This is a genomic window from Lysinibacillus agricola, from assembly GCF_016638705.1.
Lineage (GTDB): Bacteria > Bacillota > Bacilli > Bacillales_A > Planococcaceae > Lysinibacillus > Lysinibacillus agricola.
This window is the reverse complement of the sequence record NZ_CP067341.1, coordinates 2,271,048-2,287,074: the sequence shown is the minus strand read 5'-3', so window position 1 is coordinate 2,287,074 and position 16,027 is coordinate 2,271,048. Positions and strand designations below refer to the sequence as shown.

At 36.8% G+C, this 16,027-nt stretch carries 16 protein-coding genes and 1 other annotated feature; of the genes, 4 read left to right on the top strand and 12 right to left on the bottom strand.

Going from position 1 to position 16,027, the window contains the following annotated elements:
• Window positions 1-49: 49 nt before the first annotated feature.
• Window positions 50-985 (bottom strand): PD-(D/E)XK nuclease family protein, encoded by a 936-nt coding sequence (locus tag FJQ98_RS10855; RefSeq protein WP_075807342.1) that lies wholly within the window; start codon window positions 983-985, stop codon window positions 50-52.
• Between the two features lie 13 nt (window positions 986-998).
• Window positions 999-1,739: a sulfite exporter TauE/SafE family protein gene (locus FJQ98_RS10850; RefSeq protein ID WP_053596827.1), complete on the bottom strand. Its 741-nt coding sequence runs from the start codon at window positions 1,737-1,739 to the stop codon at window positions 999-1,001.
• Between the two features lie 90 nt (window positions 1,740-1,829).
• Here FJQ98_RS10850 and FJQ98_RS10845 point away from each other — a divergent pair, with 90 nt between their 5' ends.
• Complete coding sequence (locus FJQ98_RS10845) at window positions 1,830-2,327, top strand: hypothetical protein (protein WP_053596826.1); 498 nt, start codon at window positions 1,830-1,832, stop codon at window positions 2,325-2,327.
• 102 nt (window positions 2,328-2,429) lie between these two features.
• On the opposite strand, the gene FJQ98_RS10840 is transcribed toward FJQ98_RS10845, so the two are convergent.
• The 7 genes from FJQ98_RS10840 to FJQ98_RS10810 form a co-directional block, all read right to left on the bottom strand.
• Window positions 2,430-3,290, bottom strand: coding sequence for a hypothetical protein (locus tag FJQ98_RS10840; protein ID WP_053596825.1), 861 nt, complete (start codon window positions 3,288-3,290; stop codon window positions 2,430-2,432).
• Entirely contained in the window at window positions 3,256-3,774 is a 519-nt protein-coding gene (locus tag FJQ98_RS10835; RefSeq protein ID WP_053596824.1) for an RNA polymerase sigma factor, read from the bottom strand. The genes FJQ98_RS10840 and FJQ98_RS10835 overlap by 35 nt, the downstream gene beginning before the upstream one ends.
• Window positions 3,775-3,895: 121 nt before the next feature.
• Window positions 3,896-4,519 (bottom strand): hypothetical protein, encoded by a 624-nt coding sequence (locus tag FJQ98_RS10830; RefSeq protein ID WP_053596823.1) that lies wholly within the window; start codon window positions 4,517-4,519, stop codon window positions 3,896-3,898.
• A gap of 168 nt (window positions 4,520-4,687) precedes the next feature.
• On the bottom strand, window positions 4,688-4,873 hold the full coding sequence (locus tag FJQ98_RS10825; RefSeq protein ID WP_053596822.1) for a helix-hairpin-helix domain-containing protein: 186 nt from the start codon (window positions 4,871-4,873) through the stop codon (window positions 4,688-4,690).
• A 582-nt stretch (window positions 4,874-5,455) separates the two neighbouring features.
• The gene (locus FJQ98_RS10820) at window positions 5,456-6,064 is read right to left on the bottom strand and encodes a CPBP family intramembrane glutamic endopeptidase (protein WP_053596821.1); all 609 of its coding nucleotides are present in this window, start codon (window positions 6,062-6,064) and stop codon (window positions 5,456-5,458) included.
• A gap of 282 nt (window positions 6,065-6,346) precedes the next feature.
• Complete coding sequence (locus FJQ98_RS10815) at window positions 6,347-6,775, bottom strand: GNAT family N-acetyltransferase (protein WP_053596820.1); 429 nt, start codon at window positions 6,773-6,775, stop codon at window positions 6,347-6,349.
• Between the two features lie 15 nt (window positions 6,776-6,790).
• On the bottom strand, window positions 6,791-7,231 hold the full coding sequence (locus FJQ98_RS10810) for a GNAT family N-acetyltransferase (RefSeq protein ID WP_053596819.1): 441 nt from the start codon (window positions 7,229-7,231) through the stop codon (window positions 6,791-6,793).
• A 113-nt stretch (window positions 7,232-7,344) separates the two neighbouring features.
• Between FJQ98_RS10810 and pdxR the strand changes: the two genes are divergently transcribed.
• The gene (pdxR, locus tag FJQ98_RS10805) at window positions 7,345-8,733 is read left to right on the top strand and encodes a MocR-like pyridoxine biosynthesis transcription factor PdxR (RefSeq protein ID WP_053596818.1); all 1,389 of its coding nucleotides are present in this window, start codon (window positions 7,345-7,347) and stop codon (window positions 8,731-8,733) included.
• A 418-nt stretch (window positions 8,734-9,151) separates the two neighbouring features.
• On the opposite strand, the gene FJQ98_RS10800 is transcribed toward pdxR, so the two are convergent.
• Both FJQ98_RS10800 and FJQ98_RS10795 read right to left on the bottom strand, forming a co-directional pair.
• Window positions 9,152-10,375 (bottom strand): GNAT family N-acetyltransferase, encoded by a 1,224-nt coding sequence (locus FJQ98_RS10800; RefSeq protein ID WP_053596817.1) that lies wholly within the window; start codon window positions 10,373-10,375, stop codon window positions 9,152-9,154.
• Window positions 10,372-11,109 carry an AAA family ATPase gene (locus FJQ98_RS10795; protein ID WP_053596816.1) on the bottom strand — a complete coding sequence of 246 codons (738 nt, stop codon included), beginning with the start codon at window positions 11,107-11,109 and terminating at the stop codon, window positions 10,372-10,374. Before FJQ98_RS10795 ends, FJQ98_RS10800 begins: the two co-directional genes overlap by 4 nt.
• Window positions 11,110-12,310: 1,201 nt before the next feature.
• Window positions 12,311-12,494 (bottom strand) — a binding site (T-box leader).
• Window positions 12,495-12,764: 270 nt separating this feature from the next.
• Here FJQ98_RS10795 and FJQ98_RS10790 point away from each other — a divergent pair.
• Together FJQ98_RS10790 and fumC are read left to right on the top strand one after the other, a co-directional pair.
• The gene (locus tag FJQ98_RS10790) at window positions 12,765-12,980 is read left to right on the top strand and encodes a hypothetical protein (protein ID WP_053596813.1); all 216 of its coding nucleotides are present in this window, start codon (window positions 12,765-12,767) and stop codon (window positions 12,978-12,980) included.
• A gap of 391 nt (window positions 12,981-13,371) precedes the next feature.
• Window positions 13,372-14,763 carry a class II fumarate hydratase gene (fumC, locus tag FJQ98_RS10785; protein WP_053596812.1) on the top strand — a complete coding sequence of 464 codons (1,392 nt, stop codon included), beginning with the start codon at window positions 13,372-13,374 and terminating at the stop codon, window positions 14,761-14,763.
• 623 nt (window positions 14,764-15,386) lie between these two features.
• Here fumC and FJQ98_RS10780 read toward each other — a convergent pair.
• Window positions 15,387-15,998 carry a Type 1 glutamine amidotransferase-like domain-containing protein gene (locus tag FJQ98_RS10780; protein WP_075807341.1) on the bottom strand — a complete coding sequence of 204 codons (612 nt, stop codon included), beginning with the start codon at window positions 15,996-15,998 and terminating at the stop codon, window positions 15,387-15,389.
• Between the last annotated feature and the right edge of the window lie 29 nt (window positions 15,999-16,027).

Sequence of the window (16,027 nt, the reverse complement as noted above, 5' to 3'; positions counted from 1 at the left end):
TGACTTAATTTAATTGATCACTTTTTGGTCACTCGCTCCATTTTCAGATTCAATTCTGCACACATAATTCTTTAAAATTACATCCTTTGCAGTGCCATTTTTCAGTTGTTTGCTCAAAATCCTCAAAGTCCACTGGTTCATTGGAGAATATATCAGCCTGATATTTTTTCATTTCTAGTACACTTCGCTGAAACGTATGTAAAATATTGTCCATATCAAATGCTGTAAAGGCGTATTTTTTCCGTTTACCCGTCAATAAATATTCATTATAAACATCAATCTGGTCAAGCGATACTCGATATTTCTGCTGAATATAGTAAGCATAGAGCGCTAATTGCTGGCGATCATCATCGGACTCTCCTCCTGTTTTCCAGTCGATAATAATCCACTTGTCTGCTATCTCATCATAATAATGAAAATCCATTACGACGAAAACTTGTATCCCCTCGATTTTCATAGAACGAAATTGTTCAGGCTCTCCGATTCGTAAGGAGCCTTTTTGCGCGGTAATTTGCTGGAACGTTTCACTATTAAGAAAGTTGTCAAACACAGCCGACATGCGCTCCTTATAGTCCTGTACAAGTTCAGGATTCAACTTCCCTTCGTAATAAATTTCTTGCATCATATAAAATTTATTAGGCTTATGTCTCCATAAATCTACATGTCGTGTAGAATCGATAAAAGCGGCATTAAGCTGGCCACGCGCACGATTTACAAGTTCAGCAACAGTCGGCGCCTTGCCAGTTTGTAAATAATCATTGATTGATTGCTCTATTAAATGATGGACGATTTGCCCAAATAAAATCGGCATGGATTGTAGCTTTTTTAAACGATAGACATGTTGATGATATGGCTCCACATTGTAACTTAGCCAGCCATTATGAGAAAAATAATATTCATAGCCATACTTCCGTGCACAGCTTGTTAACGTTTTATGACGTGACAGTGACCACGAAAAAGATGGATACGGTGTGATTTCAAACATGATTATCGCCTCCTTATAACTGTTTGATAAAATCGTAACCGAGCTGTACGATCAGCACAATTGTTACAATACGCAGCAATAGCTTTACTTGATTCGCCTTAACTTTAGTGGCAAGGATAATCCCTATTTGTGCGCCGATTACAGAACCAACCATTAATACGATTGTCAACGGCCAATCAATTTTACCTGTAGCAATATACGTAATCGCAGCTCCTAAGCACATCGCAAAAACACCTACACGCGACAGACCAACAGCTTTCATATAAGAAATTTTCTCATGTGCATATGTAAAAAGTGCCAGCGTACTGCTACCAGGGCCGAACATTCCGTCATAAAAACCGACACCGAGAAGGATTGGACCGTTTTTGCGATTCATCGTAAAGCTTTCTTTATCTCCAAATTCAGCGCCACCAATAAAGGACATAATAAGGGCAAAGCCTAATAAGATAATAGCGATAAGCGTTAATGTTTGACCGCTCATAAACGATGCAAACAGACCCCCAAGTGTACCACCGACTAAGGAAACAAGTAATACTGAACGCATTTCTGACCATAATAATTCTTTTCTTTTATAGATTGTGTAAAAGCTTGAAAAGGCACTGACCATATTTGAAACCTTATTCGCACCTATCGCTGAATGAACCGGTACCCCCATTAACATCATGGTCGGTAATGTTATTAACCCGCCACCTCCAACTAAAGTGCCAATGATGTTGCCAATGATGCCAATTAGTAAAAACAACAAGTATTCCATCTAACCCTTCTTTCTATGCCACACATGATGGTATTCTTATGATACAGTATAACAGACTGCACTTTTTTAATTTAAATATGAGGTGAACAAATGCTAGAACAACAAAAAACACCTACACCACGCTTTTGTAAATCGCTAACGCTTATTGTCGCGACTATTTTTTTAGCTGGCATTACGGCAACACTGATCCAATACAATAAGCTCCCCGCTTCTATACCGGTTTTGCAAAGCTTTAAGAGTGAACATGCGCAATTTGGCCCGAAAATCACCATTTTTTATTTACCATTCATTGCCTTAATGCTATTTTTGCTTTTACAATACTTAGAGATGAGAGCAGCTTATCCTATCTTACGAAAAAATAAGCCTACCTTATCTCATATACAGCGACAAAATGGTATTATTACCTTTTGTCTCATCAAAAATAGTATACTACTGTACTTTACATATTCACTATTCAATGATTTAACAGTTGCTTTAGGCCATGAGCGTATTTTACAGCAGTGGCATGCTTATGTATTTCTATTTGTACTAAGCACAATATTTATTATGGGGATCGTGCGTGGCATTTTATTGAACAAAAAGGGATAAGGTACAACTCGCCTCCATACTGCGTTGATAAATAATTAAAACCACCCTATACCTTCGCAATTGTCTCTTTTGTGAAAGTAAAGGTGGTTTTATTTAAATCAGTTAATAAAGCATAATAATTAAAACCAGTGTTGCACTAATAATACTTATTTTTATTGTTTCTACTTTATATATGGAATATGTCTGTACATCTCGTTTTATAGAATGCCAAATAATGACACCATATAAAAACGCAAACGTAATCATTAATGGCTTATACAATGGACCGACCCAAGTTGCCCACGCAAATACGCTAGAAACCATTGCAAGCACAAGTACTAACAGCCACCACATACGCTTAGATGGTTTAGATCCTTGTAGATTATGACGTTTATAATAGTTCATAGAGAATATATTTACAGCTACCACGATAAGTGGAAGGATAAATATCCAGGGTGTTGCTTTTGCAGAGTATAATGTCTGAAATACTTTATCATATATCTCTGATTTCCCAACAAAAAACTGGCCAGAATCAACATTTAACATGCCTGTATCTGAAATCTGATAGCGCTCTTCCTGACGATCTCTAACAACGACTACATCTGTAATATGGTTACCTAACTTTCCATCTGCCTCTTCAACATACTGTGTTAAGTCTTTAAAAAAGTTATAAATTATTGTATCTTCAACCTTTTCCGTAGATATATATAAACTCGAACTTCTCGCAAAAAATTTCCCTTCTTTTCCTCCGAAATGCTTATATATTGCTTGGATGGATTGGCCAGCAGTTTGAGGAGGTGAAGAATTTTGTGGTGTCATAATAAAAAATAGAGCAATCATGGCAATCGTTAATAGTAGAACACTCTCTTTCCATAGCGGTAAGTCTTTTTTCCTCTTATGATGAATGCGTTCATAAATACGGGTTTTTACAGCACGATCCTCCGGTAAATTATTGAGTTTCTTCAGTCGATTGTTTAAATCCAAATTCATCACCTCCAAGTACTTTTTCCAAAGCCTTCATAGCATTTCGCTGAGTATTCGCTATTTTCACAGTAGACCATCCTAAAATTTCACTAGTTTCGGCTAAACTTAACTCCTCAATTTTTCTATAAATAAGAACCTCTCGATATTCAGGCTTTAATAATTGAATTGCTTCATATAATAGTCGTCGATCCTCAGACTGCATAATCCAATCATGTGGAACATATTGCGTCTCCCGTTTTTCATGTTCTTTTTGAAATGGCAACCATTTAATAAGTGCTTTTCTTCTATAGGTGTCATAGACTAGGTTTCGTGCAATTCTCCTTATGTATGTGCCTATAGCAGCTTCGTTTCTAAATTGTCCGTTATATACCCGAATAAATGTTTCCTGTGTTAAATCCTCCGCTAAGTTTGGATCCGAGACCATATAATAAATAAATTGATAAATGCGCTGAAAATATTGTTCATAAAGCTCATCAAACTCCATCTTCTCACCTCTCTTACTTTATTAGACGAATGAGTAAACAAGATTTGTATGTTTAATGTGAATTTTCTATGCTAAAAAATAAGCTACTTGACACCAATTAGCATCAAGTAGCCTATATTTTTTACAGATCCGTTTTCATCTGTTCAAAGGTATGTATTAACACATATTTTTGTACGCCGCGCGCAAAGTCGATGCTTTCTTTCTGATACTGATTAAACGCGGCTTCATTCTTCATGGTAGAAGCATAAACCGCTTCAATCGCTGGTTGCATCCACGGCTTCGTAAGCTGATCGCTTCGCATATCTGTTGTCCGTCCCTCAAGTGCAGCGATATAACATTTTGCATAGCTAGTTAATAGCTCTTTATTTATTTTATTAGCCGCATCCTTTGCTTCCTCTAAATTCTCTTCCATTATGACCTTGATAAATTTATAGTTATACTTTATAGCTGGCTGCTTATACTTTACAATTGCTGTTTCTAATGAGTGTATCTGGTCTTCCTTTGTACCATAAGCAACTGCATATAGATAGGAAAAAAAAGGATGCTTCTTGCGATCTTTTACTAACTTATCCACCAATTTCATATTATTAGTCCAGAATACAATATGTATATGTCTATAAATCATTGCGATGGCGATAAGGATAAAAATGCCGAGTGAAATGGATGGGCGAACCCCAGCTAGTGATAGTAATAGTGCCAATATAAATATAACCAAATAAAATAGGGTTAATTTTATAATTTTCATAATTCCTCTTACTGTAGTTTCCTTCGCATTTTTCGAGAAAAAATAAAGCCTGCTCCAAGGAAGAATAAAAGTGCCATAAACTTCATGAGAGGAATAATAAATAACTTGCTAATCAGGAAAATAACAAGGATATAATAGACCACCATTGCCAGTAAAAATAATGTCAGTTTATTCACTGTGCTTCCTACTTTCATTCAGCGCTGCTTCAATGGCTGCTAACGCTTTCGGTCCCATCCCGTGTAAATTTTTTAACGTTGATAAATCAACCTTTTCCAATTGCTCTATTTGTGTATACCCTGCCGCATTCAATGCACGTATAGCAGGCTTCGCTACTCCCTTTGGCCATTCCGTCATTTATGCTCGTCCCTTCCTTTTTCGTCTATTCAGGATCTCTATTCCTATAATACCTAATCAATTATGCCTCGGCATAATTGCGTCCGGAATCGGCTTTGTGCTTGCACAAAGAACTCCTTTCCGATTTCCGTGACATCCGCCGGAGGCTTTAACTTATTTCAGCGGATGTTTGGACACCCGTTGAAAAGTAACTTAAACCCGCATTCATCTCACCACCTATTGAGGTGTAAGACTTCTGCTGAAAGAAGTTAATAGTATAGCTAGTGAGGCGACATGATAATCAACGAAAAAAGTCGTAAATGCTATATTATAATCACGGCATATTGCGGTGTTAATACGCCCTCCGAATCAATTATGCCTCGGCATAATTGCGTCCTGAATCGGCTTTGTGCTTGCACAAAGAACTCCTTTCCGATTCTGTGACATCCGCCGGAGGCTTTAACTTCTTTCAGACGCTGAAAGAAGTTAATATAAAACCGATAATCAAGCATCCTTTTACTACCTGCTCGATGAGTTGCATTTCTACCACCTCTCTGCTTTATTATGCAATCGAACATAATGAAATGCAAATGGGCTAGTTCTTTAGAGTAGATTAAACATCGCCATTAAGGAAGCGAATAGATTGCCAATGCCGTGTATGCCCCAGCTTGTTATGATAGAGCCATTGGATTTTCGTTCATTGATCCACCCCATTAAATAACCTGCAAAACCGGTTGCTAAAACAACTAACACTACAACACCGAAAGGAATATAAGAAAAGAACATCCATCCATGTACAATACCAAATAGTAAGCTTTGTAGGATATTTCCCGTTTGAAAACCAAACTTATGCATGAATCTTTTCAGTAAAAAGCCTCTAAAAAACAGCTCCTCTGATAATCCTGTTTGTACAATAGCATGGAAAAGTGCTGATATGATTGCTGAAAAACCAAGCCCTGTAAAACGATTTGTCGCTAAGATTGAACTGTCTAGGTAGAAATAGCTAATTGTAAAAAGTGGTCCGAATAATAAAACAAAAATGACTAAAAACCATACAACATAATTACCTTTGTTTTCAATGACAGGCTTTCGAAGGCCGAGCCATGCTAAAAATGATTGTTTCTTTTTTGCTGAGAAAAACCACCAAATAAACGGTATTACTGAAAATAAAATGACTTGAATAATTGCATCTATTGCACTTTGCAAAACCATAATTTTTCCCCCTGTTCATAATGTTTTACATGAAGAATAACAAGCGATATTGAAAAGTACTTCTCGGAAATCATTGTTAGGAACTACGTTATCCGATTTTCAATATTTTGCCCTTCTTCCTGTTAAGCATATTAAATAGCAGAGTTAAAATCAAGTTAAATTTAACGATAATCATTAAATAATTATCTTTTATAACTAAAAATTAAATGTTAATCAGTATTTACTCATAAAAATACGACTAGAAAAAAACTAGTCGCTTTCAATCCGGATTTCTCTCTTTTTTCACAATACTTTTCGAAAAGAATAGCACCATTTCTCATACCCTAATTGATCTTCATAAAAACGATGTGCACTAATCCTTTGGATACCAGACTCTAAAGCAATATAGTGCGCCCCATTTTCTTTGCCCCATTCGTGGAGGTAATGCAATAATTTCTCACCATAGCCTCTTGAACGATACTGCTCATCCGTTACTAAATCATAAACAAAAATATGGCGTTCACTATAAAAATTGACTCTCCAACTTAATCCGGCGACTGCCAACATGTTCATATTTTCGTATAAAGCAAATAACATATAGCCATCTTTCATCATTTCCTTTAATAGTTGGAGATACTTTTCTACTGTTAATTCCGTACGGAGCTGCACCATAACAGCATATGCTTCCATCCACTCTTGCTGCGTTGTTAATTGCTTGATGGTTACGGTCATTATTCGAACCTCCATTTACCAATACTTAATATAATGAAATACTCCATCGTCTATTTTCATCCCAAGCTTCTCATATAGTTTTTGAGCACGAACGTTGTCTGTCGCTGTTTCTAAACCTATATAACGCGCATCTTTCTGTAAACAATACGAATAGCTCTGTTCAATTAGTGCCTGTGCGACACCTTGTTTCCTAGCATGCTCTGCCACAAATAGATCGTTTAAAATAAACGCCTTTTTCATTGCAACAGATGAAAAAGTAGGATATAGCTGAACAAAACCAACTGGCTGCGCATCTAAATAAGCTAGAAAAATGACCGACTCCTCCTTATTTAAACGCTCCAATAGAAACTGCTCAGCCTGTTCTAAGTTAGATTGTTGACCGTAAAATTCTCGATAGGCATTAAATAATGGCACCACGTCTCCAACTGTTGCTAAGGTTACTATACAAATCTCCATTCACTTATCTCCCCATTTCCTTTTTATAGGTCATTCTTGTATTATGATAAATAATAAACTGACATTTAAAAAGAAACAGTTCTAGACATTTCAACATGTCATGGAGGGACTTTATGAAGGATTTTATTTTCTTATTCACAGATGAAGAGGCAAAGTATAAACAAATTTATGAGCAAGTCAAATGGTTAATCGAACAAGGGAGATTGAAAACGAATGATTCTCTTCCTTCTATTCGACGGCTAGCCGATACTTTACATGTCAGTCGGAATACAATGTTAACTGCCTATGAGCAGCTCGTAGCGGAAGGTTACATACGTGGTGAAAGACGAAAGGGTTATTTCGTCAATGAATTTGAGCAAGTGTTTCTACAGGAAGAAGAACGATCAAGTCTTACTCAAAAAACGCATAATAACGGTGAAGATATCATCATTGATTTTCGCGCTGGCGCTGTCGATCAACAGCAATTTCCTCTAAAAGCTTGGCGACAAATGGCCAATCAAGTATTACCATTAAAAAATTGCTATGAATATGGGGACCCTTTCGGTGAACCATTTTTAAAGGAACAGCTTGTGCATTATTTGCTTCAAGCTCGTGGAGTCCATGTACATGCAGAGGACATTATTATCGGTAGCAGCACGCAGCAAATGTTAATTGATCTGGGCTTTCTGTTTAAGCAGGATTTCCCAAGTGTTATTTTAGAAGATCCCGGATACAATGGTGCACGAGAAGCATTCAAGATGCATGGCTTTCATATAGAGACATTACCTGTGTTGGAAAATGGTGCACAACTTGAGCATTTAGCACATTTACATTCGCGCTTACTATATGTCACACCTTCCCATCATTTCCCGTATGGCGTTTCCATGAGCATTCAGCAGCGGCAAGCTTTAATTCAGTGGGCAAAAAAAGTTGATGGTTATATACTTGAGGATGATTATGATGGTGAATTTCGGTATACACAGCGACCATTTCCTGCTCTCGCCTCTATCGACAAGTCACGTGTTATTTATATGGGAACATTTTCAAAATCGTTTTTACCAGCCATTCGTTTAAGCTATATGGTGCTACCGAAAGCACTGGTTCACCCATATAAAGAACGCTTTGCTCATTTTGAACAAAACGCTTCGACCTTACATCAATTAACAATGGCGAAATTTATGGAACAAGGTGAATGGACACGGCATATTAAAAGAATGCGCATCATCTATAAACATAAAATAAATGGTCTTGTAGCGGAACTTAACAAGCAATTCGGAGAAAAAATCACGCTATTAGGTGAGCAATCTGGGCTATATATATTGGTGAAAGTGCATTCTCAACTTTCAGAAGAGCAGCTTATTCACAATGCAGAACAATACGGAGTTAAGGTCTACCCTACGAGCCCATATTTTCAACAACAGCCTTGCTCTGTACCTATTATACAATTGGGTTTTAGTAAGTTAAAAATGGAGGAAATCATCCTCGGTGTACAATTGCTAAAAAAAGCTTGGGTAATGGAATAAATATCCATAACTGCAGTAGTTTTGGCTATTTTTGATCTCGATAATCATATGTGTCGTCAGGTAAATCCCATGTCACAGCGTTAATACTTACCGTATCATAGTCAAACCGACGCCTTTTTCACTTGAACCTAAGCAGTTCCTTGGGTGACCTGATTAGTTTTCTCTTAGACCGGAGCAGTTCTTTCACTTACCCGATCAGTTTTCTCTTAGACCGGAGCGATTTTCCGTGGACTCGATCAGTTATCTCTTAGATCAGAGCAGTTCTTTCACTGGCCCGATCAGTTTTCTCTTAGACCTGGGTGGTTCTTTCACTCACCCAATCAGTTTTCTCTTGGACCTAAACAATTTTGCCTTACCGAAGTTGGACCCACAGAAAAAGGAATTTGTACAGTTGCCCCGCACAAATTCCCCGTTATTTCTAAAAATAATCAATAAACGTTGGAATGCCGTTTGGTAGCACCGTCTCTAATAGCGCAATTTCAATGGCATTGCCGTGCAAACGTTCGATTTTTTCTAAATAGCTTGGCCGTTTATAGCCTAGTAACATCGTGGCAAGTGTTTGAACCGTTAGTTGAATAGCATTTTCAGACAAAGTCTCACTAACCTTTTCAACGGTAGCTTTTCCATTCTGCATCGTTATGACAAATGTGCCATTATTCCAAGCTACGATGCGATCACTAACAGCTAGTCGAAGCTGAAAATCATTGCCCACGAATGGATAACGTAGTAGAAATTCTTTGACATCTACTATGCGCGCCATAAAATACGGCGATACCTTTTGAATAATTTCACTATCCTCTAACAAAAAGGCAACGGCTTCATTGCCGGTTGTTTTACCATAAACATTGTAAATCATCGAGCTATGAGCAGAGACAAAATTCCATAAGCCTTTTCTTGCCTCTTCCTGCAAATAGACAATTTCATCGATGTAATAATTTTCCTCCATTATGCGGTAAAACATATAACCTTGTGGAACATCATCCTCATCATAATATACCGCTGCCTGAAGATTCACATCACTATCAATAAATTTTTCTTCCCAAAAATCTTCCTGGAACTTTTCATTCCAAGCAATGCTATTACGTACCATAACACCATGCGTCTTCTGAGCATAGCGCGCATAAATAGTGACAACATCTTCATGCTTTGGATCGACACGACGGATTTTACCGTTTAAGCCTTTATAGTGAGGAAGCTGCGTATCCTTGACCTGAAATTCCACAATATCACTCATAATTTCCCAACCCTTTTTTCGGTAATAAGGGATAGAATATGGAAATAAATAGGATATACATTGTCCTTCATTGCGCATCCGCTCCAAGCTCTCGATGATAAGGCTTTCCATCAAACCATGCCCAGAATATTCTGGGTACGTTCCGACCGCAGTAATGCCTCCCATTTCATAAATCCTACCATGAACATTTACTTCAAAAGGTAGACTTAAAATTTGAGATACAAGATGTGAACCATCGAACCAACCAATGGCATGTCCCTCATTAAATTGCTTGCTTTTGGCATTCACAAAGCGACGGTCCTTATGAATGGACATGGACATTTGAAAAACATAATTAAGTAAATCTATTGACTGTGCCATTTCATCTAATCGAATTTCTCGCATGACTAAGCCTTTTCGTTGATTCATGATTCTCTCTCCTCATCAAATAACTCTGAAAAAATAGTTTCTGGTGCATTTAAAAAGCGCTTTGTGACAATGTAATGTATGGTATCTTCATAGCGAATAGACTCAATATCCCCGTTATCAAAACTGTAGATTGTAGCATTTGGATAGCCGAGCAAAATAGGTGAGTGTGTGGCGATAATAAATTGTGCCTCATGCTCTAAATCCTTCATAATTTTCAGTAGACTAAGCTGTCTCGTTGGTGACAAAGCAGCTTCAGGCTCATCCAATAAATAAATGGCCTTGCCTTTAAAGCGATGCATAAATAACGATAAAAAGGACTCACCGTGTGACTGATGATGTAAAGACTTTCCACCAAAAGCGGCATACTTTTTCTTAGGGTCATGTTCTTCTAACAAATCAATATGACTTGCAAATTGATAAAACGTTTCCGAACGTAGGAAAAAGCCATTTGAAACCTTCGGCCACCAGGATAAACGGATAAATTCCCCAAGTGCAGATTCCGCTTTATGTACTTCATATAAATTTTGGCGGCCGCCACCCGCTGTATTAAAATCACAGCGATCAGCTATAGCCTCCAATAGGGTTGATTTCCCAGAGCCATTTTCCCCAACAAAGAAGGTCACATTCGTCGGAAACTCTAGCTCCTGTAAATCCTGCAAACTTGATATATTGAAGGGATATTGGCCTTTATCTACAATATCTCCCTGTAATACCTTACATGATTTTAAATACATTTCGTTTCCTCCCTTACTACTATTATAACGCGCTTACGCTACTCTGAAACCGCCCTTTTTTCCAAATACAAGCTACACACCCCCAAAATAAACAATAGACTTATGCCTAAAAGGGAAACGGGCGACCATGATAGCCTTGAATCAAATATCTGAAAGAAAAATGTGAATATTAGAACAAAGCATAAACTCATCATTACTATTAATGGCGAACAATACTGAATACCTATCTGCAATAAATACATCGGAAGTATGACACCCACTGCTATTACTGCAATTATCCATGAAATATTTCCCGAGAAATATTTAAAAAATATGTCGAAAGTTGCGAAAAAAGATAATAAAATTATGCCATAATAGCGATTTACTAGAATCATTGAGGTAGTCCAACCAGCCTCACTTAATCTCTTAGAATACATCGTACAAAGTACAGCTCCAACTCCACAGCCAACACTCGCTATTAATGCCAAAATCACGGGCAATGTTATGTCCATTTGAACTGTTGATTTCCCACTAATATTAATATAGCACAAGCGATAAATGTTCCCGATGCAATTACCCACTGTGCTTTCGGAATCGATTCCTTAGCGAAAACAGCTAATATCAAGACAAAAAGCGGTCCAATGCCCATCTCTAGTGCACTTACAATCGCTGACTCTACATATTATCAATTATGCCTCGGCATAATTGCGTCCGGAATCGGCTTTGTGCTTGCACAAAGAACTCCTTTCCGATTCCGTGACATCCGCCGGAGGCTTTCACTTCTTTCAGCGGGTAAACAACCGCTGAAAGAAGTGAAAGCAAAATAAAAGCCCATAAATGCTAACATAGATGCGATATTCAACTTCACTACATAATTTATATTTCCCTTCCACAGATTAGCTTGTTTATGTTTGCGTACAAAGAAAGAGAAATAAATTGCTGTCATGAAAAAACTAAAACCAGTAAATAAAAATGTCGGTACTTCTTGTACCTGCTTTGCATAGAAAACCTGGCTCATCGAAGTTTAAAGTGCTGAAAATACAAGAGCTAGTAATCCCACTGTCGTTGCCTGTTTTTTTGTGATCCCCATACATTTCCCCCTATTTATTTTTATAAACACACAGACCGAGAATTTTGTCAATGAAGCAATTCATCTTTTCTGAGCGATCCGGTATTCGAGCGCTCCTCAATTTCCCAAATAAAAAACTTCATCTCAAATAAATATAGAGACGAAGTTATCCGCGGTACCACTCTGATTAGTTGGAAAGCTCACTTTACTATAACGGTAGCAGCCGTTTATGCTTACTGTGTTCAGCATAAAAACTCCTGGACGAGTTCATAAATGGTTTGCGATGATTTCTTTAAAGCAAACTACATTCATTACTACTTCCAATCATTGTTAATTTATTTTCGGTATATCATAGTCTATTTCCATTTTTTCGTCAAGCCTCTAAAATGCTCTCAACCATTAATCTCACCATAAACGCCTTTTTAACAAATGTTCTATATTTTAAGTGCTTATCATACATTGAGTAAAACCTTCCCCCTGTTAATTAACCCCATAAAAACACTACCTCTCTACATTACATAAGAACAATTAATGGTGTTGTAATAAAGGAAGGTAAAACTAAGTCTTTTTTTCTAGGTTAAATAAAAAAGTTATAAGGAGAATAAATATGTTTGTAACTCATTTTTATGAAAATAAGACGTCCGTTCTAAGCCAGCTACTAGTAAGTCTACCAACTGTCGAAGAGAACATTAAAATTAAAGGACGTAAAGCAAAAGTTGTTCAGATTCTTCAAATAGACGACAACAACTATCACGTGAGTATCATTTTTGAAAAAGTGCCTAAAAAACAACCATTAAAAGAAATTGGGAAGAAAAAGAGATAGCTCTTCCCCATTTATCTAATTACGCTATCATTCAAATGGTAGCGTTTTAACTCTTTAAAAGTGGATATCGAATTATTCATTGCGAATTATTCTCAAAAAGTTTAAATATCTTCAAGCTAAATTGTTGACTTTCTAATTGATAACAATTATCATTATCAGTAGATTATTTCTTTACTCCAAATTGCTTAATTCAGAATCCCCTCTTTTTTTGAAATAAGCATGTATCAAACGGATATTCTTACATCAGACTAAGAATATCCGTTTTTTAACTTTATCCCGCATTTAACGGGCAGTAAAACTAATAATCAGTCGAGGATGAAGAAAACCCCACTGATTAAAGTTTCACTTTAATTAGTTGGAGAGATTTACATAAATAAAGGAGCTGTTTTACATGGATTATCGTATTGAAAAAGACACTATGGGTGAAATTAAAGTACCTGCAGATAAAATTTGGGGTGCTCAAACGCAGCGCAGTAAAGAAAACTTCCAAATCGGTACAGAACAAATGCCGATAGAGCTGATTCAAGCAATGGCTATTTTAAAGAAAAGTGCTGCTATCGCCAATAATAAACTAGGTAAGCTTTCACATATAAAAGCAAATGCGATTGTGCAAGCAGCTGATGAAATTTTAAATGGTCAATGGGACGATCAATTCCCTCTTGTAGTTTGGCAGACTGGTAGTGGTACACAGTCAAATATGAACGTCAACGAAGTAATTGCGCACCGAGCAAACCAAATTTTACAAAATGCTGGTGAAGCTGATCGCATTCATCCTAACGATGATGTCAACAAATCTCAAAGCTCAAACGATACTTTCCCTACAGCTTTGCATATTGCGGCAGTGTTAAAAGTTGAAGATTATTTACTCCCTCGTCTACGCTTACTAAAAGCAACGCTTGATGACAAAGCAGAGAAATTTAAAGATATTATTAAAGTTGGTCGTACACATTTACAAGACGCAACACCACTGACTTTAGGTCAAGAAATTAGTGGTTGGGCAGCAATGCTTGCTAAGTCTGAGCATATGATTATTCAAAACATTGAATATATGAAGGAACTAGCAATTGGTGGAACAGCGGTAGGTACGGGTATTAACGCACACCCTGAATTTGGAGAGCGTGTAGCAGCGGAAATTAGTGAAATTACAGACAAACATTTTACTTCTGCAGCGAATAAATTCCATGCACTAACAAGTCATGATGAAGCCGTTGTCGCACATGGCGCATTAAAGGCTCTTGCAGCCGACTTAATGAAAATTGCCAATGATGTTCGCTGGTTAGCAAGTGGCCCTCGTTCTGGTATTGGTGAAATTACGATCCCAGAAAACGAGCCAGGCTCATCCATTATGCCAGGTAAAGTGAACCCAACACAAAGTGAAGCGATGACAATGGTTGTTACACAAGTCGTTGGGAACGATGCAACAATTGCCTTTGCCGCTTCCCAAGGTAATTTTGAGCTCAATGTCTTCAAGCCAGTAATTATCTATAACTTCTTACAATCAACTCGCCTACTAGCAGACACAATGAAATCCTTTAATGATCATTGTGCTGTCGGTATCGAGCCAAATAAAGAAGTGCTTGACCACAATTTACAAAATTCATTAATGCTTGTAACTGCATTAAACCCTTACATCGGTTATGAAAATGCGGCAAAAATTGCGAAGAAGGCCCATAAAGAAGGCACAACATTGAAAGAAGCAGCGATTGCAACTGGTTTACTAACAGAGGAACAGTTCGATGAATACGTAGACCCTGCGACGATGATTTATCCAAATGTAAAGTGACAGGAATGCAAGTTAAACACATATAGCTGAATAAACGTTTATATATCAATGTTTTTATGTAATAAACTCCCTTATGCAACTAGCCAAATAAATGTATATTACAACTTGTTGTTGGGGCTAATAAAGCACGGCGAGCGTGTGTACAAAAATGTATGATTAGGAATGGGGTAAATTCCCCAGTCCTTTTTATTTTGGGTCTCCACAAAAAAACACCTGCCGTAGCAAGTGCTTTTAAAACATCTCCCCAAAATTGGGGACATCTTTTCGCTATTGTTCAAACATTGTTCATCTCTCCATAATTATTTTTCACAGTTAGAATAGAATATACCCTCACCGCACAGAATAGTTTTTAATTGAATAAAAAGGTGGTGAGAATATGAAAGTTGAATTAACGCTCACTTGTTCTGAATTACTTTTGGTTTTCTTTGTACTTGAAAAAATCTTCTTCTAGTTAAGAAGGTGACAATGCTAAAGGAAAAGGCATTGTCATACGGTTAAATTAACAAAATACATAAAAGCATTTTTCTTTTATTACAAACACATAATAAAAAGCCACAACTCATCGCGAGTGTGACTTCTTCATAAGTACATCTGATATAATTTTGTTTCTTAGATATTTACATTTAAATAACTTCAATATCATCATCTCGAACTAAAATTACTTGTGAGTTTGATATCAGAGTAAGTGGAATTTTATTGTTATAATTAGTAATTACCTCGTCAATCATACTATTAAAGAATTCATGTCCATAATGAGGGACAGGATATATTGAAATTAGATTTAAGCCCTTCGTTGATTCTAATTGTCGTGCTTTACCCTTTTCATCAATATATTTCACATAGTCTATATCAGGCGCCATTATTATTGAGCCTGCAGACTCACCTATATATATCTTACCGGAATTAATTTGTTCAATAATTAATTGATCTATCTCCGACCTTTTTAATTCTTGAAGTAAGAAAAATGTATTTCCTCCGGATACATATATAAAATCATTGTTTTTTAATATTTTTCCTGCTTCACTTTTATCAGTATTAGATATATCTAATACTTCTACAATCATTCCCAGCTCTTCAAAAACAACTTTTGCTGACTCTACATAATGTATTTCCTCTTCAACTGCACTCGCAGTTGGAATAAAAGTAACTCTTTTTCCTTTAATATTTTCTCCAACGAAACCTTTCAAAAAATGACCAGCATCAGAAAATGAAGAAGATAAAAACATTTTTTTCATAAAATACCTCCCAATATAAGAACGTAGGT